Source organism: Caulobacter sp. 602-1, assembly GCF_003931565.1.
Classification (GTDB): Bacteria; Pseudomonadota; Alphaproteobacteria; order Caulobacterales; family Caulobacteraceae; genus Caulobacter.
In genome coordinates, this window is record NZ_RRYI01000009.1 from 75,929 (window position 1) to 97,156 (window position 21,228).

At 68.4% G+C, this 21,228-nt stretch carries 25 protein-coding genes; 8 read left to right on the forward strand and 17 right to left on the reverse strand.

The annotated features are described in order from the left end of the window. Positions 1 to 2: 2 nt before the first annotated feature. From tolQ to ruvC, 6 genes are all read right to left on the reverse strand, one after another. Complete coding sequence (tolQ, locus tag EIK80_RS21830) at positions 3 to 701, reverse strand: protein TolQ (protein ID WP_125159123.1); 699 nt, start codon at positions 699 to 701, stop codon at positions 3 to 5. A 115-nt stretch (positions 702 to 816) separates the two neighbouring features. Beyond that, positions 817 to 1,284: a tol-pal system-associated acyl-CoA thioesterase gene (ybgC, locus tag EIK80_RS21835; RefSeq protein WP_125159124.1), complete on the reverse strand. Its 468-nt coding sequence runs from the start codon at positions 1,282 to 1,284 to the stop codon at positions 817 to 819. Continuing rightward, a complete protein-coding gene (locus tag EIK80_RS21840; protein ID WP_125159125.1) occupies positions 1,281 to 2,105 on the reverse strand; it encodes an FtsW/RodA/SpoVE family cell cycle protein in 825 nt (274 codons plus the stop codon). The genes ybgC and EIK80_RS21840 overlap by 4 nt, the downstream gene beginning before the upstream one ends. 7 nt (positions 2,106 to 2,112) lie before the next feature. Beyond that, a complete protein-coding gene (ruvB, locus tag EIK80_RS21845) occupies positions 2,113 to 3,147 on the reverse strand; it encodes a Holliday junction branch migration DNA helicase RuvB (RefSeq protein ID WP_125159126.1) in 1,035 nt (344 codons plus the stop codon). Positions 3,148 to 3,262: 115 nt separating this feature from the next. Then, on the reverse strand, positions 3,263 to 3,880 hold the full coding sequence (ruvA, locus tag EIK80_RS21850) for a Holliday junction branch migration protein RuvA (protein WP_125159127.1): 618 nt from the start codon (positions 3,878 to 3,880) through the stop codon (positions 3,263 to 3,265). Then, a complete protein-coding gene (gene ruvC, locus EIK80_RS21855; RefSeq protein WP_199743594.1) occupies positions 3,877 to 4,383 on the reverse strand; it encodes a crossover junction endodeoxyribonuclease RuvC in 507 nt (168 codons plus the stop codon). The genes ruvA and ruvC overlap by 4 nt, the downstream gene beginning before the upstream one ends. A 122-nt stretch (positions 4,384 to 4,505) precedes the next feature. Here ruvC and EIK80_RS21860 point away from each other — a divergent pair, with 122 nt between their 5' ends. Together EIK80_RS21860 and EIK80_RS21865 are read left to right on the forward strand one after the other, a co-directional pair. Continuing rightward, complete coding sequence (locus EIK80_RS21860; RefSeq protein ID WP_125159129.1) at positions 4,506 to 5,927, forward strand: M20/M25/M40 family metallo-hydrolase; 1,422 nt, start codon at positions 4,506 to 4,508, stop codon at positions 5,925 to 5,927. Positions 5,928 to 5,995: 68 nt separating this feature from the next. Then, entirely contained in the window at positions 5,996 to 6,277 is a 282-nt protein-coding gene (locus EIK80_RS21865; protein ID WP_125159130.1) for a hypothetical protein, read from the forward strand. Here the strand turns inward: EIK80_RS21865 and EIK80_RS21870 are convergent. From EIK80_RS21870 to EIK80_RS21880, 3 genes are all read right to left on the reverse strand, one after another. Next, positions 6,274 to 7,206, reverse strand: a complete 933-nt coding sequence (locus EIK80_RS21870) for a nucleoside hydrolase (RefSeq protein WP_125159131.1) — start codon at positions 7,204 to 7,206, stop codon at positions 6,274 to 6,276. The two genes, EIK80_RS21865 and EIK80_RS21870, sit on opposite strands and share 4 nt — an antisense overlap. A 59-nt stretch (positions 7,207 to 7,265) precedes the next feature. Continuing rightward, complete coding sequence (locus EIK80_RS21875) at positions 7,266 to 8,228, reverse strand: phosphoribosylaminoimidazolesuccinocarboxamide synthase (RefSeq protein ID WP_125159132.1); 963 nt, start codon at positions 8,226 to 8,228, stop codon at positions 7,266 to 7,268. A 65-nt stretch (positions 8,229 to 8,293) separates the two neighbouring features. Beyond that, on the reverse strand, positions 8,294 to 9,049 hold the full coding sequence (locus EIK80_RS21880; RefSeq protein WP_125159133.1) for a YebC/PmpR family DNA-binding transcriptional regulator: 756 nt from the start codon (positions 9,047 to 9,049) through the stop codon (positions 8,294 to 8,296). A 153-nt stretch (positions 9,050 to 9,202) separates the two neighbouring features. Here EIK80_RS21880 and EIK80_RS21885 point away from each other — a divergent pair, with 153 nt between their 5' ends. Further along, on the forward strand, positions 9,203 to 9,868 hold the full coding sequence (locus tag EIK80_RS21885) for a glutathione S-transferase family protein (RefSeq protein WP_125159134.1): 666 nt from the start codon (positions 9,203 to 9,205) through the stop codon (positions 9,866 to 9,868). On the opposite strand, the gene EIK80_RS21890 is transcribed toward EIK80_RS21885, so the two are convergent. The 5 genes from EIK80_RS21890 to EIK80_RS21910 all read right to left on the reverse strand — a co-directional run bounded on the left by EIK80_RS21890 (position 9,865) and on the right by EIK80_RS21910 (position 14,414). Further along, entirely contained in the window at positions 9,865 to 10,689 is an 825-nt protein-coding gene (locus EIK80_RS21890) for a TIGR00282 family metallophosphoesterase (RefSeq protein WP_125159135.1), read from the reverse strand. The two genes, EIK80_RS21885 and EIK80_RS21890, sit on opposite strands and share 4 nt — an antisense overlap. A gap of 9 nt (positions 10,690 to 10,698) precedes the next feature. Next, positions 10,699 to 11,319: a 5-formyltetrahydrofolate cyclo-ligase gene (locus tag EIK80_RS21895; RefSeq protein WP_125159136.1), complete on the reverse strand. Its 621-nt coding sequence runs from the start codon at positions 11,317 to 11,319 to the stop codon at positions 10,699 to 10,701. A 253-nt stretch (positions 11,320 to 11,572) separates the two neighbouring features. Then, a complete protein-coding gene (locus EIK80_RS21900) occupies positions 11,573 to 13,543 on the reverse strand; it encodes a S9 family peptidase (RefSeq protein ID WP_125159137.1) in 1,971 nt (656 codons plus the stop codon). A gap of 79 nt (positions 13,544 to 13,622) precedes the next feature. After that, positions 13,623 to 13,949 (reverse strand): cell division protein ZapA, encoded by a 327-nt coding sequence (locus EIK80_RS21905; RefSeq protein ID WP_125159138.1) that lies wholly within the window; start codon positions 13,947 to 13,949, stop codon positions 13,623 to 13,625. 3 nt (positions 13,950 to 13,952) lie between these two features. Continuing rightward, entirely contained in the window at positions 13,953 to 14,414 is a 462-nt protein-coding gene (locus EIK80_RS21910) for a hypothetical protein (protein WP_125159139.1), read from the reverse strand. A gap of 214 nt (positions 14,415 to 14,628) precedes the next feature. Between EIK80_RS21910 and gap the strand changes: the two genes are divergently transcribed. The 4 genes from gap (at position 14,629) to fba (ending at position 18,596) form a co-directional block, all read left to right on the forward strand. Further along, positions 14,629 to 15,636 (forward strand): type I glyceraldehyde-3-phosphate dehydrogenase, encoded by a 1,008-nt coding sequence (gene gap / locus EIK80_RS21915; protein ID WP_125159140.1) that lies wholly within the window; start codon positions 14,629 to 14,631, stop codon positions 15,634 to 15,636. A gap of 67 nt (positions 15,637 to 15,703) precedes the next feature. Continuing rightward, complete coding sequence (locus EIK80_RS21920; RefSeq protein ID WP_125159141.1) at positions 15,704 to 16,078, forward strand: hypothetical protein; 375 nt, start codon at positions 15,704 to 15,706, stop codon at positions 16,076 to 16,078. 12 nt (positions 16,079 to 16,090) lie between these two features. Continuing rightward, positions 16,091 to 17,281 (forward strand): phosphoglycerate kinase, encoded by a 1,191-nt coding sequence (gene pgk, locus EIK80_RS21925; RefSeq protein ID WP_125159142.1) that lies wholly within the window; start codon positions 16,091 to 16,093, stop codon positions 17,279 to 17,281. 223 nt (positions 17,282 to 17,504) lie between these two features. Beyond that, positions 17,505 to 18,596: a class II fructose-bisphosphate aldolase gene (fba, locus tag EIK80_RS21930; protein ID WP_125159143.1), complete on the forward strand. Its 1,092-nt coding sequence runs from the start codon at positions 17,505 to 17,507 to the stop codon at positions 18,594 to 18,596. 72 nt (positions 18,597 to 18,668) lie between these two features. Here fba and EIK80_RS21935 read toward each other — a convergent pair whose 3' ends face one another. The 3 genes from EIK80_RS21935 to EIK80_RS21945 form a co-directional block, all read right to left on the reverse strand. Next, entirely contained in the window at positions 18,669 to 19,340 is a 672-nt protein-coding gene (locus tag EIK80_RS21935) for an NrsF family protein (RefSeq protein WP_158624742.1), read from the reverse strand. Between the two features lie 173 nt (positions 19,341 to 19,513). Then, positions 19,514 to 20,167: an anti-sigma-F factor NrsF gene (gene nrsF / locus EIK80_RS21940; protein WP_125159145.1), complete on the reverse strand. Its 654-nt coding sequence runs from the start codon at positions 20,165 to 20,167 to the stop codon at positions 19,514 to 19,516. Beyond that, the gene (locus tag EIK80_RS21945; protein ID WP_125159146.1) at positions 20,154 to 20,693 is read right to left on the reverse strand and encodes a sigma-70 family RNA polymerase sigma factor; all 540 of its coding nucleotides are present in this window, start codon (positions 20,691 to 20,693) and stop codon (positions 20,154 to 20,156) included. Before EIK80_RS21945 ends, nrsF begins: the two co-directional genes overlap by 14 nt. Positions 20,694 to 20,897: 204 nt before the next feature. Here EIK80_RS21945 and EIK80_RS21950 point away from each other — a divergent pair, with 204 nt between their 5' ends. Then, positions 20,898 to 21,182 carry a DUF2282 domain-containing protein gene (locus EIK80_RS21950; RefSeq protein ID WP_125159147.1) on the forward strand — a complete coding sequence of 95 codons (285 nt, stop codon included), beginning with the start codon at positions 20,898 to 20,900 and terminating at the stop codon, positions 21,180 to 21,182. Positions 21,183 to 21,228 lie beyond the last annotated feature (46 nt).

Consider the following 21,228-nt stretch of genomic DNA (forward strand, 5'->3'; position numbering starts at 1 on the left):
GTCTAGACCCGGTCCGACAGGCGACGCTGGATCGCGGTCGACAGATCGTCGGCGAAGCCTTCCAGGCGACCGGCGTACTTGCCCGCGTCGGTCGAGAACTTGTTGTAGGCGATATAGGCCGGGATGGCGGCGATCAGGCCCACGGCCGTAGCGAACAGCGCCTCGGCGATCGACGGGGCCACGACGGCCAGCGAAGTGTTCTTCGAGATCGCGATGTTCTGGAAGGCGTGCATGATGCCCCAGACGGTGCCGAACAGGCCGATAAACGGACTGGCGGTGGCGACGATGGCCAAGCTGCCGAGGCCTTCCTCGACCTTGGCGTTCTCGCGGGCGATCTGGGCGTCCAGAATACGGTCGATGCGGGCGATCAGGAAACCGGCCTGGTTCTCGCTCATCGCGCCCTTGGTCTTGGCGTCGCGCCATTCCTTCAGGGCCGCCTGCAGCATGCGCGGCAGGGCGTGGCGCGGATTGGCGCCGGCCTCGCCCGCGACGTCCTCCAGCGAACGCCCGCCCGAAACCTGCTCCTCGAAACGATCGGCGGCGCGGTTCAGGCCGGCGAAGCGAACCAGCTTGTCCAGGATAACGGCCCACGAGCCCAGAGACGCCAGGATCAGACCGATCATGACGGCCTTCACGACCCAGTCGGCTTGCATGAACAAGGCGAAGAACGAGAAATTCGGGGCGGCTGCCGAGGCGTCCATGCGGGTTTGGCTCCGTTGGGGCGTCTGAAAGATCTTACTACGCGCCGTATGGCATGAAGCGACGCTTGGGTGAAACTATGACAATCGTCGAGCGATCCCGAAAAACGCTGTTTGTTTATTCGCCGTCGCTGACCAGCCAGGGCGCCAGCTGGGCCAGCATCTCGGCGGTGGGCCGGCGCGGACGGCCGTCCAGGGTGATGCAGACCGCCTCGGCCCGGGCCTCGATCAGCACCTCGTCGCCGCGTGTCACCTTCTGGGTGACGTAGAGCCGCGCGCCCTTCACCCGGTCATAGGTCGTCCGCACCACAAGGGCGTCGTCGATCCGCGCCGAGCGCTTGAAGTCCAGGGTCATGTGGATGATCGCGAACGCCGTGTCGGCCTTGGCCAGCTCTGTGTGCGAGATGCCGACCATGCGGAAGAAATCGCTGCGCCCCCGCTCCAGATAGCGCAGGTAGTTGGCGTGATAGACGATCCCCGAGAAGTCGGTGTCTTCGTAGTAGATCCGCACGGGCAACTGATGCTCGCGGCCGGAGAACACGCCGGCCGTCGGTTCAAGGGCGGTGGGTTCGGGCGGGGTGGTCATGGGGATTGCTTAGCCGCTGGCGTCGCGAACGTCAGCCCCACCGACAACAACCATCCCAGCACTGGGGCCGCTCCCGCGCCGATCACCGGCGCCGGGTAGTTGGCGATCAGGTTGGCGAGGACGAAGCCCGCCCAGGCGGCGGCGAGGGCCAGGGCGGCGGGCGTGCGGCGGCTCCAGAGCATGGCCAGGGGAATGGCGATCAGGGCGACCGCCGCGAGCGAGCCCATCGTGGGCGAGGCCTCGAAGGCCCGGCGGACGACCAGCTCGACGTGATCGACGGCCGGCAGGGGATCGGGCCGGCTCAGCGCCCAGGCGACACCGGCCGCGCCGACGACGGCGAGGATCCCGGCCAGGCGGCGCTTGGACCTGTCGACCAGGGCCACGGCGCCGAGCGCCAGGGTCAGGGCCAGCACGGACGCCGCATCGGGCTGGGCGGCGAGGACCGCCAGGGTCGCGGCCAGAAGCACGGCGGCGATAGCGTCGAGGCGCTGGGCGGCGGTCCAGGCGGCCAGCGGGACCAGCAGCGAGGCGGCGTGCAGTTGCAGCGGTCCGAGGGCCACCCAGCGGCGGACGCCCTCCATCGAGACGCCGGCGACCAGGATATAGGCCTCGATGGCCAGAGTCAGCGCGAGCACGATCACGGCTGCGACGCGCCCCGGCGGCCGGACGAGCCAGGCGACAACGAGCGCCAGGAGCGCCCCGGCTAAGCCGGCGGCGACCTGGAGGACCATCGCCGAGGACGATCCGCCGGCGACGCGGATCGCCAGGACCGAGATGGCCAGAGTGGCCACGACCTGCAGCGTGACGGCGGCCTTGCGCATGGCGGTTCTACTCGTCGAACAGGCCGCTCTGCCCCGTCGGGGCCGGCGGCGCCTTGAGGCCCAGGTGCAGATAGGCCTTGCCACAGGCGACACGGCCGCGCGGGGTGCGCTGGATGAAGCCCTGCTGCATCAGATACGGCTCGATGACGTCCTCGACGGCGTCGCGGGCCTCGGCGATGGCGTAGGCGATGGTCTCGACCCCGGCCGGGCCGCCGCCATAGTGCTCGATCAGGGCGCGCAGATAGCGGCGGTCGAGACTGTCCAAGCCCACTTCGTCTACTTCAAGCCGGGCGAGCGCCAGGCCGGCGGCCTTGCGATCGATGACGGCCGCGCCGTCGGCGGTGGCGAAGTCGCGGACCCGGCGCAGCAGGCGGCCAGCGACGCGCGGGGTGCCGCGCGCCCGCTTGGCGATCTCGTCGGCGCCATCCTCGGACAGCGGTGCGCCCATCTTGCGAGCCGCGCCCAGCAGCACGTGGCGCAGCTCGGCGGGGGTGTAGAACTCCAGCCGGATCGGGATGCCGAAACGGTCGCGCAGCGGCGTCGCCAGCATCCCCGCCCGGGTCGTCGCGGCCACCAGGGTGAAGGGCGCCAGATCGATGCGGATAGAGCGCGCCGACGGTCCCTCGCCGATCACCAGGTCCAGCACATGGTCCTCCATGGCCGGATAGAGGATCTCCTCGACGTTCGAGGACAGGCGGTGGATCTCGTCGATGAACAGGACGTCGTTCGGCTCGAGATTGGTCAGGATCGCGGCCAGGTCGCCGGGCTTATTCAGCACCGGGCCGGAGGTGGCGCGGAAATTGACGCCCAGTTCGCGCGCGATGATCTGGGCCAGGGTGGTCTTGCCCAGGCCCGGCGGGCCGAACAGCAGTACGTGGTCCAGGGACTCGGCGCGGCCCTTGGCCGCCTCGATGAAGATGCGCAGATTGCCCTTGGCCTGCTCCTGGCCGACGAACTCGGCGAGGGTCTGCGGGCGCAGGGCGCGGTCGGTGGCCGGAACCTGATCGCCGTGCTGCGGCTCGCCGGAGATGACGCGGGTCATTGACCGGCCCCCTCCGCGCCTTCGGCGCTCCTCCCCCGGAGGGGGAAGAAGGATCGGACGCCTTCCGCCCGCCTTCGGTGGCGGACGACCGCGAAGCGGTCAGGTGGGGGGAGCCTCATCGTCCAAGCTCCTGCAGGCCGGCCTTGATCAGAGCCTGGACAGTCGCCTCTTCGCCCAGGCGATCGGCGGCGGCCTCGACGACGCGGCGGGCGTTCACCTCGGCGACGCCCAGGCCCATCAGGGCGGCGACGGCGTCACCGGTCGGCGCGGGCTTGGCGGGCGCGGACGGCGAGCCCGAAGCCGGCGCGCTCGTCAGCACAGGTCCGTCGGTGATCGGCTTGTCCTTGAGCTCGGTGACGATGCGCAGGGCGAGCTTGGGCCCCACGCCGTTGGCGCGACCGACCGCAGCCTTGTCCTCGCGCGCGACGGCCGACGCCAGCTCGGCTGGCGACAGCACGTCCAGCACCGCCATGGCGGCCTTGGGCCCGACGCCCTGGATCGCCTGCAGCAGCACGAAGGCCTTGCGGTCCTCGCGGGTGGCGAAACCGTAGAGCCGCAGGCCCGCGCTCTCGCTCCACTGGCTTTCGATGTGCAGCAGAGTCTCCTCGCCCAGGGCCGGCAGGCGCTGCAGCGTGCGGTGGCCGCAGCGGACGACATAGCCGACGCCCATGACGTCGATCAGGGCCTCTTCCTCGCCGACCTCGGCGACGGCGCCGCGCAGACGCCCAATCATGCGACTCTCCGGGCGGTGCGGGCGTGGGCGTGGGCGATGGCCACAGCGAGCGCGTCGGCGGCGTCGGCCGTCGGCGAGCCGGCCGTCGGCAGCAGGCGGGCGATCATGAAGGCGATCTGGGCCTTGTCGGCGCCGCCGGTTCCCACCACCGCCTTCTTGACCATGGCGTTGGAATATTCGGCCACGAGCAGCCCGGCCCGGGCCGGCGCGATCATGGCGGCGGCGCGGGCGTGGCCCAGCTTCAGCGTCGACTGGGCGTTGGTGTTGACGAAGGTCTCCTCGACCGCCGCCTCGTCGGGCCTGTACTGCTCGATCACCGCGCAGATTCCCTCGAACAGGTGCAGCAGGCGGTCGGAAAAGGCGGCCTTGTCGTCCGGGGCGATCACGCCGTGGGCCACGTGCGTCACCCGCGAACCCAGCACGCTGACGACGCCCCAGCCCGTGCGGCGGAGGCCCGGATCGAGACCGAGGATGCGAATCGCGTTCATCATGTGTTCTCGCACCATCGTCGTTTCCGCCCTTCAGGAAAAGCCCCAGCATTCCTAACGAGCGGTAAACGCCGGCCCTTGCGCGCGGCCGTCAGGCAAGCTCTGTTCGCGCCCAAGCTTCATTGGGGAGAGTACGGATGAAACGGTCGGTCTGGATGATGACGGCGGCGCTTCTGGCCGCGCCGGTCCTGGCGAACGCACAGGTGGCCGAACCGCCCAAGACCGTCCGCCCCGACCAACTGGCCTTCCGCGACCTCTACAAGGAGCTGGTCGAGATCAACACCACCCTGTCGGTCGGCAGCTGCACCCAAGCGGCCGAGGCGATGGGCGCGCGGCTGAAGGCGGCGGGCTTCCCGGCCGAGGACGTCAAGGTCGTGGTCGCCGACGGCCATCCCAAGGAGGGCAGCCTGGTGGCGATCCTTCACGGGACCGATCCGAAATCCAAGCCCATGCTGCTGCTGGCCCACATCGACGTGGTCGAGGCCAACCGCGCCGACTGGACCCGCGACCCGTTCAAGCTGGTCGAGGAGAACGGCTACTTCTTCGGGCGCGGCACGTCGGACGACAAGGCCCAGGCGGCCATCTGGGTCGACAGCCTGGTCCGCCTGAAGCAGGCCGGCTTCAAGCCCAAGCGCGACATCAAGCTGGCCCTGACCTGCGGCGAAGAGAGCGAGGCCTATAACGGCATCGAGGACCTGGTGAAGAACCACCGCCCTCTGGTCGACGCCGAATTCGCCCTGAACGAGGGCGCCGACGGCCTGCTGGACGAGCATGACAAGCCGGTCGTGCTGGAGGTCCAGGCTGGCGAGAAGGTCTATCAGGACTTCACCCTCACCGTGACCAATCCGGGCGGCCACTCCAGCCGTCCCGTCCCGGCCAACGCCATCTACCAGTTGTCAGCGGGGCTGGACCGGATCGGCGCCTATGGCTTCCCGCCGCGCTTCAACGACGCCACGCGCGGCTACTTCACCAAGATGCAGGCCCGCGTGCCGGCCGAGCAGGCCGCCGCGATGAAGGCCCTGGTGGCCGACATCAACGACCCGGCGGCGTTGAAGGTCGTGACCGCCGACCCGATGTGGAACTCGATGCTGCGAACCACCTGCGTGGCGACCATGGTCAGCGCGGGTCACGCGCCCAACGCCCTGCCTCAGCGCGCCACGGCCAACGTCAATTGCCGCATCCTGCCGGGCACGCCGGTCGAGGAGGTACGGGCCAAGCTGGCCGAACTGGCGGGGGCGCCCGTCGCCGTGACCCTGGCCCACGAGCCCAACAGCGTCTCGCCGCCGCCGCCCCTGACACCGGCCATCATGGGCCCGATCGAGAAGGAAGCCGCCAAGCTGTGGCCCGGCGTTCCCATCGTGCCGATCCTGCTGACCGGCGCCACCGACGGCGTCCACACCAACGCCGCCGGCATCCCGACCTACGGCGTCTCAGGCCTGTTCAGCAGCTCGGACGGCGACGGCATCCACGGCCTGAACGAGCGCATCCGGGTCAAATCGCTCTATGACGGCCGCGACTTCCTCTACGCCCTGGTCAAGGACTATGCGGGCGGGAAATAGACGCCCTCCGCCTCTGGAACCGTCGTCCGATCTCCCTATCTCCGCTCCAGCGTAAAGGGAGACGGACGATGGTCGAGACATCGGACGACGGCATCCTGGCCGAGTACATGGTCAGCTACTGGTCGATGAAGCACGAGAAGCTCGACCGCCCGACCAAGCTTCTCGAGACCCTCTACATAACCGAGCGCTACCAGGCCGGCGAAAACCTTCGCGAGGCGCGTTCGGCCTATGACCACGCGATCTGGAACGGCGTGCCGGTGAGCGAGATGGATCGCCGCCTGGCCGAGCTCGACCAGTTCATGCGCGATCTCGTGCGCGAGCGCGCCGCCCAGTGGGGCCAGCCGCACTAAGCGGCTTCGACGGCGCTCCAGCCGAACAGGCCGCCCAGGATCAGGCGCCTGACGGCGGCGACATCGAGGCTGGTGCAGACCTCGGCGTTGGGCGCGCCGTCGATGCGGTCGACGCGACCCAGGCGATCGCCGTCGACGACCACCCGCAGGCGCGCGGGCTGGAAGCTGAAGAGCTCGGGCGCGACCAGGCTGGCGGCGGCCACCGCGTCGTGCGGCCGGCAGCCCTCGCCGCCCCAGACCTGTTGATGAAAGGCGATATAGGGCCCGGCCGCCTTGGTCAGGCGCTGGGACAGCGGCGAGCCGCAACAGACCGCTCCCTTGGCCAGATCCTCGGCGGTGATCGACACCTGGTGGGTGACGTCCATCGGCATCAGACGCGGCATGACCCCGGCCTCCAGCGTCCGCTGCAGGGCTTCCGGATCGCTCCAGCTGTTGAAGTCGGCGCCGCCGGCGGCTTTGCCGGCCACCTCGAAGGCGCCGGCCATGATCGTAGGACGCCAGTCGCGGAAGGCGGCGGGATCTTCCAGCAGGCCCTTGGCCAGGTTGGTCAGGGGACCGAGGAACAGGCCCGTAACCTTGCGGCGGGCGGCGAAGGCCAGGAAGTTGGCCGAATGGCCGCGCTCCAATTCGGGCAGTTTCCAGCGCTGCGAAAACCCCGCGCCATTCAGGCCGTCGATCCCGTGGGCCGGCCGCATCCGCTCCACCCGGCGTCGAGCCAGGCCCGAGCCGGCGCCGATATAGACCTCGGCCCCGCAGCCGGCGAGACGCAGCACGCCCCGGGCGTTGGCGGCGGCCTGGTCGACATAGGTGTTGCCGAACACGGCCGAGACCGAGACCACGTCCACGGCCTGTCGCGCGCGGGCCAACAGCGCCAGCGCCAGGGCGTCGTCCACGCCGCAATCGGTGTCGATGTGAACCCGCAGGACCATGCGACGCAGTCTAGCCGCGCGCCGTGACGAGGAGAAGGCGGCGGAGCGTAGTGAGCTCGCTACCCCGCCAGGTACCGGTCCAAATTCCGCTTCAGCCGCGCCATGACCGGCTCATCGGCCGCCGGGCGCTGGAACGTCTGGCCGGTGATCGTCTCGAAGGCCTCGATATAGACGTCCGAGGTCTGGCGGATCAGCGCCTCGGGAATCTCCGGGATCGGGTCGTTGTAGGGATCGCAGCGCTGCGCCACCCAGGCGCGAACGAAGTCCTTGTCGAAGCTGTCGGGGCGCTCGCCCGCCTCGAACTTGGCCGCGTAGGTCGCGGCCTTCCAGAACCGGCTGCTGTCGGGGGTGTGGATTTCGTCGGCCAGCACGATGGCGCCGTCGGCGTCGAGCCCGAACTCGTACTTGGTGTCGGCCAGGATCAGGCCGCGCTCGGCCGCCAGCGCCTGGCCTCGCGCGAACAGGGCAAGGGCGTAGGCGCTGAGCTGCTCCCATTGCGCGGCGGTCAGCAGGCCCTGTTCCAGGATCTGGGCGGGCGAGAGCGGCGCGTCGTGGTCACCGTCGGCGGCTTTGCTGGTGGGCGTGAGGATCGGCTCGGGCAGGCGCTGGTTGGCGCGCAGCCCGTCGGGCAGGGTTACGCCGTACATCTGGCGCTCACCCTTGTTATAGAGCGTCAGGATCGAGGTCGAGGTGGTTCCGGCCAGGTAGCCCCGCACCACCAGCTCGACCGGCAGCATCTCCAGACGCCGGCCGATCAGAACGTTCGGGTCCGGATAGGCCAAGACGTGGTTGGGGCAGATGTCGGCGGTGGCGTCGAACCAGTAGCGCGCCGTCTGGGTCAGCACCTGGCCCTTGCACGGCACGGCGCACAGGATCCGATCGAAAGCGCTTAGACGATCGGACGCGACGATCACCCGACGGCCGTCCGGCAGGTCGTAATTGTCCCGCACCTTGCCGCGATAGTGGTTGGGCAGTCCGGGCAGCTCGACTTCAGCCAGGGCGTTTGGGGCGGAAAAGGTCACCGGGGCCTCGTCGCTAGCAATACAAAGCAAGACGGGGGAGGCCCGTCGGACCTCCCCCGGAAACATCAACCCAGCTTGGCCAGGTCTTCGTCGCTGATGTCCTCGTTCGAGTAGACGTTCTGGACGTCGTCGTCGTCGTCCAGCAGGTCGAGCAGCTTCATCAGGGTGGCCGCCGAGTCGCCCGTGACCGGCACCTGCATCTTCGGACGCCAGGCGATCTTGGTGTTCGACGCCGCGCCGAACTTGGCTTCCAGGGCGGCGGCCACTTCGTTCAGGCTCTCGAAAGCGGTGTAGATGGTGTGCCCTTCGCCTTCCTCGCCCATGTCGGAGGTGACGTCGTCGGCGCCGGCCTCGATGGCGGCTTCCATCATGTCGTCTTCCGACGCGGCCTTGGCCGGGTAGGTGATCTGGCCGACGTGATCGAAGTTGAAGGTCACCGAGCCGGTGGCGCCCATGTTGCCGCCGACCTTGGTGAAGTACGAGCGGACATTGGCCGCGGCGCGGTTCTTGTTGTCGGTCAGCACCTCGACGATGATGCCGACGCCGCCGGCGGCGACGCCTTCGTAGCGGATTTCCGAGTAGTCGGCCGCGTCGCCCATCTGCGACTTCTTGATCGCGCGATCGATGACGTCCTTGGGCAGGCTTTCGGCCTTGGCGTTGTTAACGGCCAGGCGCAGGCGCGGGTTCATGGCCGGATCGGGCAGGCCGGTCTTGGCCGCGACGGTGATTTCCCGTGACAGCTTGGAGAACAGCTTGGAGCGCGCGGCGTCGGCGCGGCCCTTGCGGTGCATGATGTTCTTGAATTTCGAGTGGCCGGCCATTCGGAGGCTCTGTCTCTGGTCTGAAAAGTGGAGTGTGGGCGCTTCTAGCCCCCGGGGGCGGGCTTTGTCACCCCCAAGGGGGCCCGGCGAGGCTTGCGCTCCGCCAAGCCTAGATGATAGTTAGGCAACAACTTAAGTGTTAAAGAGCGACCGATGAGCCTGACGCTACACGCCCACCCGCTGTCCTCGTTCTGCTGGAAGGTGCTGATCGGCCTCTACGAGAACGACATCGCCTTCGAGAACGTGATGGTCAACCTGGGCGATCCGGCCGGGCGCGAGGCGTTCCTGAAGCTGTCGCCGATGGGCAAGATGCCCGCGCTGCGCGATCACCTCCGCGACGAGACGGTGCTGGAGACCAGCGTCATCCTCGACTATCTGGACCTGCGCTATCCGGGCCGCGTGCGGTTCGTGCCTCAGGACCCGGACCTGGCCTGGCGCACGCGGTTCTGGGATCGCTTCTTCGACCACTACATCCATCACCCGATGCAGCGCATCGTCGCCGATCGCATCCGGCCGGCGGAGGCGGGCAAGGACCCGTATGGCGTCCGAGAGTCCCACGCCCAGTTGGCCACGGCCTGCGATCACCTGGAAAAGCAACTGGCCGACGGCCGGAACTGGATGTGCGGCGACTTCGGCCTGGCCGACTGCGCGGCCATGCCGGCGCTGTTCTACGCCGACAAGGTCCAGCCGCCAGAAGCCCCATTCGGGGACCGCTGGCCGCTGGGCCTGGCCTATCTGGAGCGCCTGAAGAGCCGCCCCTCGGTCCAGCGCGTGCTGGCCGAGGCCGAGCCATTCTTCCGGTATTTTCCAGAGGCTTAGGCGACTTCCGGGATCGACGGCTGGAGCCGTCCGCCGACGCGGATCGGCTCGACACGCACCGCCAGGCCCGTGCGGTCGTCGGTCTCGACGAACACGCCGCACACCGTCGCCGGCCCCGAGGCCGGCGTGTAGCGCCCGCCGCTGATCTTGGTGGTGAACCGGCGCAGAGGCTCTTCCTTCTGGTTGCCGATCACGCTGTCGTAGTCGGCGCAGGCGCCGGCGTCGGTCTGGTAGGCGGTGCCGCCCGGCAGCACCTGGCAGTCGGCCGTCGGGACGTGGGTGTGGGTGCCGACCACCAGCGAGGCGCGGCCGTCGCAATAGTGGCCCATGGCCATCTTCTCCGACGTCGCCTCGCAGTGCATGTCGACGATCACCGCGTCGGCCACCTGGCCCAGCGGAGCCTTGTCCAGCTCGCGGTCGGCGGCGGCGAACGGGTCGTCCATGGCGTCCATGTGGACACGGCCCAGCAGGTTGACGACGAACACGGTCTTGCCCGAATCCGTCTGGAACAGATGGCTGCCGCGCCCCGGGGCGTCCGACAGGATCGGATAGTTGGCCGGACGGATCAGACGCGGTTCGCGCACGATATAGGTCAGGGCCTCGCGCTGGTCCCAGCTGTGATTGCCCAGGGTCAGGCAGTCGGCGCCGGCCTCGAACAGCTCGCGAGCGGTGTTCTCGGTGATACCGAAGCCGGCGGCGGCGTTCTCGGCGTTGATGATCACGAACTCGAGCCCGAGACGGCGGCGAAGGTCGGGCAGATGGTCGGCCAGGCCGTCGCGGCCCGACTTGCCGACGACATCGCCGAAGAAGGCGAAACGCATCGAAAGTCCTTAAGGAGGGCCTGCGCGGCCCATGTCATTGACCGCGATATACTCTTTTTCGGTGAGAATGGCGTCCAACCTTTGATCGTGGGCCTCGTGCGGCAAATTCTCCACCTGCTGACCGCTGTAGGCGAGGCCCAGGACCATGACCCGCTTGCGGGCCCTGAGCGCCTCCAGCGCCCGGTCGTAGTAGCCGCCGCCTTGCCCCAGCCGCGTCCCGTCCAGCTGGAAAGCCAGCAGCGGGGTGACGACCAGATCCGGCGCCAGCGCCGGCTGCGTCGGCGGCGGACCGCGCAGGCCGATGGCGTCATGGACCAGCGGCTGTTTCGGATCCCAGAGGCGGAACACCATGCGGCCGGTGTCGGCGTCCTCGACGGCCGGCAGGGCCAGGGTCCAGCCGGCCTCGCGCATCTGGTCGGCCAGGATACGCGGCGACACTTCCGAGCCGAGGCCGTGATAGAGCGCGGCCACCTTGCCGGCGGGATCGGGGAACAGCTTGGCCAGGGGCTCGCGAGCCACCTCGGCGATCATCCAATCGGCTTCGGGATGCTCGCGCGCCAGCTGCTTGCGCTGATTGCGAAGAAATACGCGCAGGGCCGTCTTGGCGGCGACGGGGTCGACGATGGTCATCGGCCGTTTATAGGGGAGAAAGGTGGCGGCGCCGCGAAGAACCGTGAAGACGTTTCAATCCACTCGAACCTGTCAGTAACAGGTGGGCCCCGTGTTCCCGCAGCCACGGCCACGGGAGGGAACAGGTCCCGATAGAGAGATTAAGGTCCCTGGGAATAGAAATCTTCGACGAGAGCCACAGCAAGACCCGCCGTGGATCAATATAGGGGGTCGGGCGCCCCAGCGATAGAGGCGCCCGCGTCGCAAGCGACGATCAGAGGCCCAGCGACGCCTTCAGGAAGGCGTCGGCCTTGGTCAGCATCTCGGTTCGCGCCGCGCTGTCGTCCAGCTGATGGTCCAGCCCCTTGAATTCGACCAACTCGGCCTTGCGTCCCGCGTCGCGCAGCTTGCGCTCCATCAGCCGCGACTCGCCGATGCCGACATTGGCGTCGAGGTCGCCGTGGAACAGCAGCACCGGCGCCTTGATGCGCGCGGCGTTCTGGGCGGGCGAACCCTCGACCACGTGCGGGCCCTTGCCGATGAATTCACTGACCTGGAGGTAGTTGGTGAAGTTCAGGGATTCCGCGCGCAGGGTCTCCAGATCGGTGACCGGCGCGATCGCCACGATGGCCTTGAAGAGGTCCGGATCCAGCACCGCCGACTGCAGCGCCGCGTATCCTCCGTACGACCAGCCGACGATGGCCAGCTTGCCCGGCGCGGCGATGCCCTGCTGGACGAGCCACCGGCCGCCGTCGTTCACGTCGCCGATCGCCGTGCGCCAGGACTGGAAGCCGTTCTTCTGGAACCAGTCCGCGCCATAGCCGCTGGAGCCGCGATAATTGGGCTGCAGCACGGCGTAGCCTTGGTGCGCGAAGAACTGAGCCAGCCAGTCGAAGCCCCATTCGTCGCGTGCGCCCGGGCCGCCGTGCGGCATGACGATCGCCGGCAGGTTCTTGCCGTCGCCGCCCGGTGGCAGGGTCAGGTAGCCGGGGATCTGCGTTCCGTCGGCGCCCGGGTAGGTCACCGGCTTCACCGTGGCCAGCTTGAACGTCTCAAGCTGGGGCCGGGCGGCGATCAGCTCCCGCAGGTTCCGCGTCGCCTTGTCATAGAGATAGTAGAGGCCCGGATCGCTGTCACCGCCGGCGAACAGCAGCAGCTTCGACTCGTCGGCCGAGGCGTCGACGAAGGTGACGAGCCGCCCCGGCAACGCCTTGCCTAGCGCCAGGCCCAGCTTGCGCAGCTCGGGGTCGAAGAATTCCGTCTCGCGCTTGTCGGTGACGTAGGAGACCCCGACCACGCGGTTCTGGCGGCCGATCCGCACCAGCCCCGCGACATCGACATCCGGTCGCGCCAGCACCAGCTCGCGGTTCAGCGTCTCATCGAGCGTGATTTTGTAGAGCGCCTGGCGGCCGTCCTTGGCGTCGAAGCCATAGACGACGTTGAGCTCAGGATCGACGGCGTGGGGATTGAAGCCGCTATAGCCGGAGCCGCTCAGCGTCAGCTGGCCCAAGGGCGACCAGTCGCGGCGTTCGGGCTGGCGATAGAAATAGAGGATCTTGTCGCTGGCGTAGCCAGACGACCGCGTCGGCCGAACGCCCATCACCCGGACGGTCCCGCGCCCATCGCCGATATATTCGATGGCGTTGAGGTTTGGCTTCTCGACGGACCGGCGGGCCAGGGTCGTGGTGTCGATGCGATCGACGCCCAGCCCGTCGTCCTCGTTGGCCAGATGGGTGCCGGTGGAGCGCTCCGGTACATAGTCGCGGGTGATCAGAATTCCGCCTGGCGCGTCGTCGGTCGCCCAGTCGATCACCACGCCGCCGTTCTGCGACATCCGCAGCGATCGGTCGTTGGTCTGGGCGCTGAGCACCTTCAGGTCGCCGCCGTCGCTGTTGATCGCGATCAGGCGCGTGAAGCCCAGCCGATTCTGCGCGTCCCTCACGACGACATAGATTTGGCAGACCAGACGCGTGTTGGTCGACCAGCGGCAACCGGTCAGCCGTTCGGGGCTGCCGTTGGAGGCGAGGATCGCCTTGGGCGGGCCGGAAGCCGCCGTGTCGACAATCTCCAGGCGAACGCCGCGCCCGGCGGCCGGCACGACCATCGCCACCTTCTGTCCGTCCGGTGAAAGGCTGATCTGCTGGATGTACTCGCGCGCGCCGAACGCGGCGGGCGTATCGTCCGCCGCACGGGCTTGCCCGCTCAGGATCAGGCCAAGCAGCCCAAACACCGGAACCCATTTCATCGAAGCGCCTCGCAATCGTGCGCTCAACGATAGGCTAGGCGCCCCGGAAAGAACAACCTTGAGCGCAGCCCGCCCCCCTCTAATCGGCCGCCAGCTTCTCGATCTTCTCCGCCGCCGCGTCGAGCGCGCGGATGGCCGCGATCTCGGCCTTCGTGCCCTCCTGATTCAGGCGGGCGATCTCGGCGTTGGCGTGGGCCAGGCGCAGCTTCATGTCCGACAGTTCGTCGGCCAGCAGCAGGGCGCCCATCAGGAAGAGCCGCGTCTCGCCCAACTGGCCGACGTCGGAGCTGACCTGGCGGACCTGGCGGTCGAACAGCCGCGCCAGTTCCGAGAGATGCGGCTCCTGGCCGTCCTCGCAGCCGACCATGTAGGGACGGCCGTTCACGTGGATGGTCACCTGGGCCATGCGTCAGGCCTCCCCCCGATCGCGGACTTTGGGATCGCTGACTTTGGGATCGTCCGCCTTGGGCGTGTCGAACAGGTCGTCGTCCTGCAGCGGCGCGACGGCGTCTTCGGCTTCGGCGTCGTCATGCGCGTGGTCATCATTGGCCACGAACTCGTCGCCGAGCGCGGAACGGATCTCCGCGATGGCGCGGCCCAGGGCGGCGGAGGCCTGCTCGCCAGCTTCCTCCAGCGCCTTTTCACGTTCGCGGGCGGCTTCCAGGTCGGCGACCAGCCGAATGCGCTCTTCATCGTCGAAGAGGCTGGGTTCAGCGGGCGACGACGAGGCGACGGGAGCGGCGGCCGCCGCGGCGGCGATCGCGCGCTCGACCTCGGCGACCCTGGCCGCCTGGCGCTGCTCGAGCTGAGCCACCGCGCGCTCCAGACGGCGCACGGCCAGGTCGAGGGCCGTACCGTCGGCCGGGATCATCGGCGATTTCCAATCATGCGACGCAACATATAGATGAGCCCCGTCTATGCCAGTCGTCAGGGCGACATTTGGGCGGCGCGGAGCCCATAGCAGCATTTACCGCGGCCGTGTCAGTTTCTAGGCCTTGACTCAGCGCCTTTCCCCCGCAAAACGCGCACCCAAATAGGGAACGCCGATCGAACTCGATCGCGCGGTCATAACAGGAGAACGACCCATGGCTATTCGCGTCGCCATCAACGGCTTCGGCCGCATCGGACGTCTGGTCCTGCGCTCCATCGCCGAGCATGGCCGCCGCGACATCGAGGTCGTCTCCATCAACGACCTCGGCCCGGTCGAGACCAACGCCCACCTGCTGCGCTACGACAGCGTTCACGGCCGCTTCCCGGGCGTGGTCACCTCGGGCGAGGACTGGATCGATGTCGGCATGGGCAAGATCAAGGTCACGGCGATCCGTGATCCCAAGGACCTGCCGCACAAGGAACTCAACGTCGACATCGCGTTCGAGTGCACCGGCATCTTCACCGCCCGCGACAAGGCCGCCCTGCACCTGGAAGCCGGCGCCAAGCGCGTGCTGGTCTCGGCTCCCGCCGACGGCGCCGACAAGACCATCGTCTACAAGGTCAACCACGAGACCCTGACCGCCGACGACATCGTCGTCTCGAACGGTTCGTGCACCACCAACGCCCTGGCCCCGGTCGCCAAGGTCCTGCACGACCTAGTCGGCATCGAGCGTGGCTACATGACCACGATCCACAGCTATACCGGCGACCAGCCGACGCTGGACACCATGCACAAGGACCTCTACCGCGCCCGCGCCGCGGCCCTGAGCATGATCCCGACCTCGACCGGCGCCGCCAAGGCCCTGGGCCTTGTCCTACCGGCCCTGAAGGGCAAGCTCGACGGCAGCTCGATCCGCGTCCCGACCCCGAACGTCTCGGTCATCGACCTGAAGGTCGTGCCGACGCGCGACACCACGGCCGCCGAGGTCAACGCCGCCCTGCAGGCCGCCGCCGACGGTCCGATGAAGGGCGTGCTGTTCACGACCACCGACCCGCTGGTCTCGTCGGACCTGAACCACATCGCCGCCAGCTCGACGGCCGCCCTGCCCCAGACCCAGGTCATCGAGGGCAAGCTGGTCCGCGTGCTCAGCTGGTACGACAACGAATGGGGCTTCGCGACCCGCATGAGCGACACCGCTCTCGAGATGGCGAAGTTCCTGTAAGGAACCGACCAGCCCCCGTCCTTTTCGAAGGGCGGGGGTTTTCGCTGACCGCAACCGAAAGGGATCGATGTTGACGCCCGACACGTCAAAGCGATCGCGAGCTCACTGGCTCGCGCGCCTATGGACTTGGGTCGTTACGATCGTTCTCACCTTCTCGGCGATTGGCGTCGCATTCGGCGGCGGGGCGATGTCATGTTATTGGCGCGGCGGTCGCGAAGATCAGCCGCTGCCACCCTTGCCCCTGTTCGGATCCTCGATCCGACTCGACGCCCACCTTGTCATGACCGTGGGCTTGCCGGTCTGGCTCGCGGCGTGGGCGCTGCATCTCTACGCGTCGCGACGGCGGCGTATGGGCGTCGCCCATGCCGTCGTTCCTGCGCTCAGCTTTGCTCTCTGGTTCGTCGCGGGTCTCCGCGCCGCGCCGGTCTGCCATACTCTCTGAACGGATGACCCCATGACCTTCCGCACCCTCGACACCGCCGATCTCGCCGGCAAGCGCGCCCTGGTCCGGGTGGACTTCAACGTGCCGGTCGACGGGGGCGCGATCACCGACGACACCCGCCTGCGCGCGGCCCTGCCGACCATCCACTACCTGTCCCAGCAAGGCGCCAAGGTCGTGCTGCTGGCCCACTTCGACCGGCCCAAGGGCAAGGTCGTTCCGGAGATGAGCCTGGCCTTCGTGGCCGAGCCGCTGTCGGCGCTGCTGGAGCAGCCGGTCGCCTTCGCCTCGGACGCCATCGGCCCCGAAGCGGCCAAGGTCGTCGACGGTCTGGAAAACGGCGGCGTGGCGCTGCTGGAGAACGTCCGCTTCCACGCCGGCGAAGAGAAGAACGATCCCGCGTTCGCCAAGGCCCTCGCGGCCAATGGCGACGTCTATGTCAACGACGCCTTCAGCGCCGCCCACCGCGCCCACGCCTCGACGGAGGGCCTGGCCCACCTGCTGCCGGCCTATCCGGGCCTGGCGATGCAGCGCGAACTGGAAGCCCTGGACGCCGCCTTGGGCAATCCCAAGAAGCCGGTCATCGGCATCGTCGGCGGCTCCAAGGTCTCGACCAAGCTCGATTTGCTGCGCAATCTGGTGACCAAGCTGGACTATCTGGCCATCGGCGGCGGCATGGCCAACACCTTCCTCCACGCGGCCAAGATCGATGTCGGCGCTTCGCTGTGCGAGCCCGACCTGGCCGATACCGCCCTGGAGATCATCGACCTGGCGGGCGCGGCCGGCTGCAAGCTGCTGCTGCCGACCGACGTGGTCGTGGCCAAGAGCGTCAAGCCGGGCGTCCACGCCGAGACCCGCAACGTCTATGACGTCCGCCCCGACGACCTGATCCTGGACGCCGGTCCCGAGACCGTGAAGACCCTGCTGGCGGCCATGGACGCCAGCAAGACCCTGATCTGGAACGGCCCGCTGGGCGTCTTTGAAGTCCCTCCGTTCGACGAAGCGACCGTTTCGGCGGCAAAGCACGCCGCGCAGCTGGCGAAATCGGGTAAGATCGTGGCCGTGGCCGGCGGCGGTGATACGGTGTCGGCTCTGAACCACGCGGGTGTGTCGGCCGACATGACGTTCGTCTCGACCGCCGGCGGCGCGTTCCTGGAATGGATGGAGGGCAAGACGCTTCCGGGCGTCGCGGCTCTGGAACAATAGGACGACGACTTCGTTTGGCGCGGATCATGCAGATCCGCGCCGATCTGACGACTGCGGAGCGCATTAGGCGAAAGTGTGGGCGGTTTCGCCGTCCTAATGCGCTCCATTCAAAGACAAGCCTTCTATCTTAGATAGAAGGCGCCCCGGGCAGAGAACGCAAAAGCGTCACGGCCCCAAGAACAAGAAACGATCCAACCACTTAACGCTTGCAGGAGAGAACTACGTGGCTCGCATCACGCTGCGCCAGCTGTTGGACCATGCCGCCGAGCATGAGTACGGCTTGCCCGCCTTCAACATCAACAACATGGAACAGGGCCTGGCGATCATGGAGGCGGCCGACGCCGTCAACTCGCCGGTCATCATCCAGGCGTCGCGCGGCGCGCGGAACTACGCCAACGACATCATGCTGGCCAGGATGATCGACGCTCTGGTCGACATCTATCCGCACATCCCGGTCTGCATGCACCAGGACCACGGCAACGGCCCCGCGACCTGCGCCACGGCGATCCAGTACGGCTTCACCTCAGTGATGATGGACGGGTCGCTGATGGAGGACGCCAAGACCCCGGCTTCCTACGAGTACAATGTCGAGGTCACCCGCAAGGTGGTGCAGATGGCCCACAGCTGCGGCGTCTCGGTCGAAGGCGAACTGGGCGTGCTGGGCTCGCTTGAGACCGGCATGGGCGAGGCCGAGGACGGCCACGGCTTCGAAGGCAAGCTCAGCCACGACGAGCTGCTGACCGATCCGGACCAGGCGGTCGACTTCGTCGCCCAGACCGGCGTCGACGCCCTGGCCATCGCCATGGGCACCAGTCACGGCGCCTACAAGTTCACGCGCAAGCCGGACGGCGACGTCCTGGCCATGAACGTGATCGAGGAGATCCACCGCCGCCTGCCCAACACCCACCTGGTGATGCACGGCTCGTCGTCGGTCCCGCAGGACCTGCAGGACATCATCAACCAGTACGGCGGCGAGATGCCCCAGACCTGGGGCGTGCCGGTCGAGGAGATCCAGCGCGGCATCAAGCACGGCGTGCGCAAGATCAATGTCGACACCGACAACCGCATGGCCATCACCGGCGCGATCCGCAAGATCCTGGTCGAAAAGCCGGGCGAGTTCGACCCGCGCGCCTATCTGAAGCCCGCCAAGGAAGCCATGCGCAAGGTCTGCCAGGCCCGCTTCGTCGAGTTCGGCTCGGCCGGCCACGCCGACAAGATCAAGGCGCTGTCGACGGCGACCATGGCCAAGCGCTACGCCTCCGGCGAGCTGCACGCCAAGTTCGGCGGCGACGCGGCCAAGGCCGCCGCCGAATAGGCGTCGCCCCCTGAAGACGAAGAGGCCTCCCGGATCGCTCCGGGAGGCCCTTTTCGTGTCGGCTGTTCGCCGCTATTCCGCGGCCGCGAGAAAGCGGCGGCGACGGGCGAGCAGCTTGACCGCGCCTGCCCCCACCGCGCCGCAAAGCAGCATGGCCAGGGTGAACCAGAGCCCCACGAACGTGTAAGTCCCCTGCCAGCAGTGCAGGCCGTCGACCGTCGCCGCCACGCCTCCGCAGAACAGGCCGCACGCGAAGCCGGTGGGCGTGGGCCGCTCCAGGTCGACATCGCGCAGCCCGGCCGCCACCAGCGCCAGCATCGGCGCGGCGATGACCAGGATGTCGCCAAGACAGGCGGCGGCGCTGGGCCAGTCGGGGGCGGTGAGCGCCTCGGCGTCCGCGCCGGACGCCTGGACAGCCGCGGCGATCAGCATGGCGCAGGCCAGGGCCCCCGCCCCGGCCATGGCCCGAAACCCGCCACGGCGCGCGCGCGCCAACAGCGTCGCGGCGGCCAGGGCGCAGAGGGCGACGGCTGCGGGATAGACCGCCTTGATCCAGAAGAAGGTCTGTGTGGCGGCGAGGGGCAAGTCCGGCCGCAGGTCCAGCCAGACCAGGATCATCAGCACGCCGGCCAGGGCGCCGGCGGCGGCGGCCTCGGCCAGTCGCCATGGCAGGGTCGCGGCCGACCAGATAGGCGCGCCGCCTCCCACGCCGCCTATCGGAGCGACAGTGTCATCGATCGTCACGCGCCTCTCCCCACAGAGCCGTATGGCGGTTGCGCCAACGCCTATCGCGTCTCATTCGCGAAAGGCGGGCGCACTTCAGTGGCGGAACGTCGGTTTGTCAATCGACTGGAGGGCGACGACACGAAACTTGATCGTCGCTAGATCTGGCGACGGCGCGCCAAGGCTCGCCCGGCCTACCAACGCAGCGCCCAACGCCCGACCGCCGCGCCGAGGGCGGCTAGGGAAAGCACCCCGAGGCTGTACCAGAGGGCCACGAAGGTGAAGGTGTTCTCGGCGCAGTGCAGCCCATAGACCGTCGCCGCCACGCCGCCCGCGAACAATCCCGTCGCCAGACCCGCCAGGGTTAGCCGGGTCGGGGCCATGCCGCGCACGACCCACAGGCCCAAGACCAGCATCGGCAGGCCCAGGACCAGGATATTGCGGCTGCAGACATGCCAGGAATGGCCGCGGAGCATGTGCAGCGTCATCTGGATGTCGGGGCTCATCATCGCCTGGACGACGCCCGCGACCACGAACGCCGCCAGGACGGACAGGCCCAGGATCCAGCCGCGACGGCCCGAGCCGCCCGGCCGCGACAGCCGCTCGACGGCGAGATAGCCGGCCACGCCGAGCAGGGCGGTGTAGAGCGCCTTCATCCAGAACATGCCGCCGCGCATGGCGAGCATCAGGTCGTGGCGAGTGTGCAGCCAGGTGAGCACCAGCGCCAGCGCCGCCAGCGCGCCCAGGCCGGCGACCATGGCCAGTCGGCGGGACGGGGCGCGCGTCGCTCCAACATCCGTGGCCCGGGCGTCCGAGACCAGGGCGTCGATCAGGTCATCGGTCCGCACGGCGCATCCTTTCGGCCAGGGCCTTCAACGCCCGGTGCAGGGCGACCTTGGCCGCCCCCTCGGACATGCCGGCCTTGGCGCCCGCCTCGGCCAGGGACAGGCCCGTCAGCTTGACGTCGGAGACCAGGGTCCGCTGCTTGTCGGGCAGGGTCGCCAGGGCGCGGTCCAGTTCGAGGCCGACGCCAGGATCGGGCTCGTCCGCGGCCAGGAACTCGATGTGATCCTCGATCGGCAGGGTCTGTCGGACCTTTCGCCGCCGCCAGTGGTCGATCAGCTTGTAGCGCGCCACCGCATGCGCCCAGGCGGTGAACGACAGGGACGTGTCCCAGGTCGACCGCTTGAGATGCACCGCCAGCAGCGTCTCCTGCACAAGATCCTCCACATCGCCGGGCGCGCCGGACATCCGCCGCGCAAAATAGGCGCGCAGCCGGACGCCGAGAACGGCCAGACACTCGCGATAGGCGGCGGCGTCGCCGTCCAGCCCGCGCAGCATCAGCGCCTTCAAACGGGTCTCGGTATCCGTCACGCCTGCCCCTATTCGCGCGCCATGGACGGATGGTTACACGGTGTCGCGCCGCGCCGGAACCGACCGAAAATAGGCCGCGCCGAAATTTTGTTCGCCGACCGGTGTAACCTCGTCCGGTGTCGCTTCGTATCTCCCCTCGACCGGGCGGCGACAGGCCGCGCCGGCGAGAAACGCCCCTCTAGAAACGCTTCAAGGAGAAACCCCATGAACCGCACCACCGCCACCGCCGCCCTCGCCGCCGTCCTGGCCCTGTCGGCCGGCGTCTCGATGGCCTCGGCCGACGACCATATGAAGGCCAAGGGCGACCAGGAAAAGTGCTACGGCGTCGCCAAGGCCGGCGAGAACGACTGCAAGGCGGGCGCGGGCACCTCGTGCGCCGGCACCTCGAAGGTCGACTATCAGGGCGACGCCTGGAAGATGGTCAAGAAGGGCACGTGCGTCACGATCAAGACCCCGACCGGCATGGGCTCGCTGACGCCGAAGGCGTAAGCGCCACGATCACTTGCCCCCTCCGGATCCACGGCCCTCTTCCCCC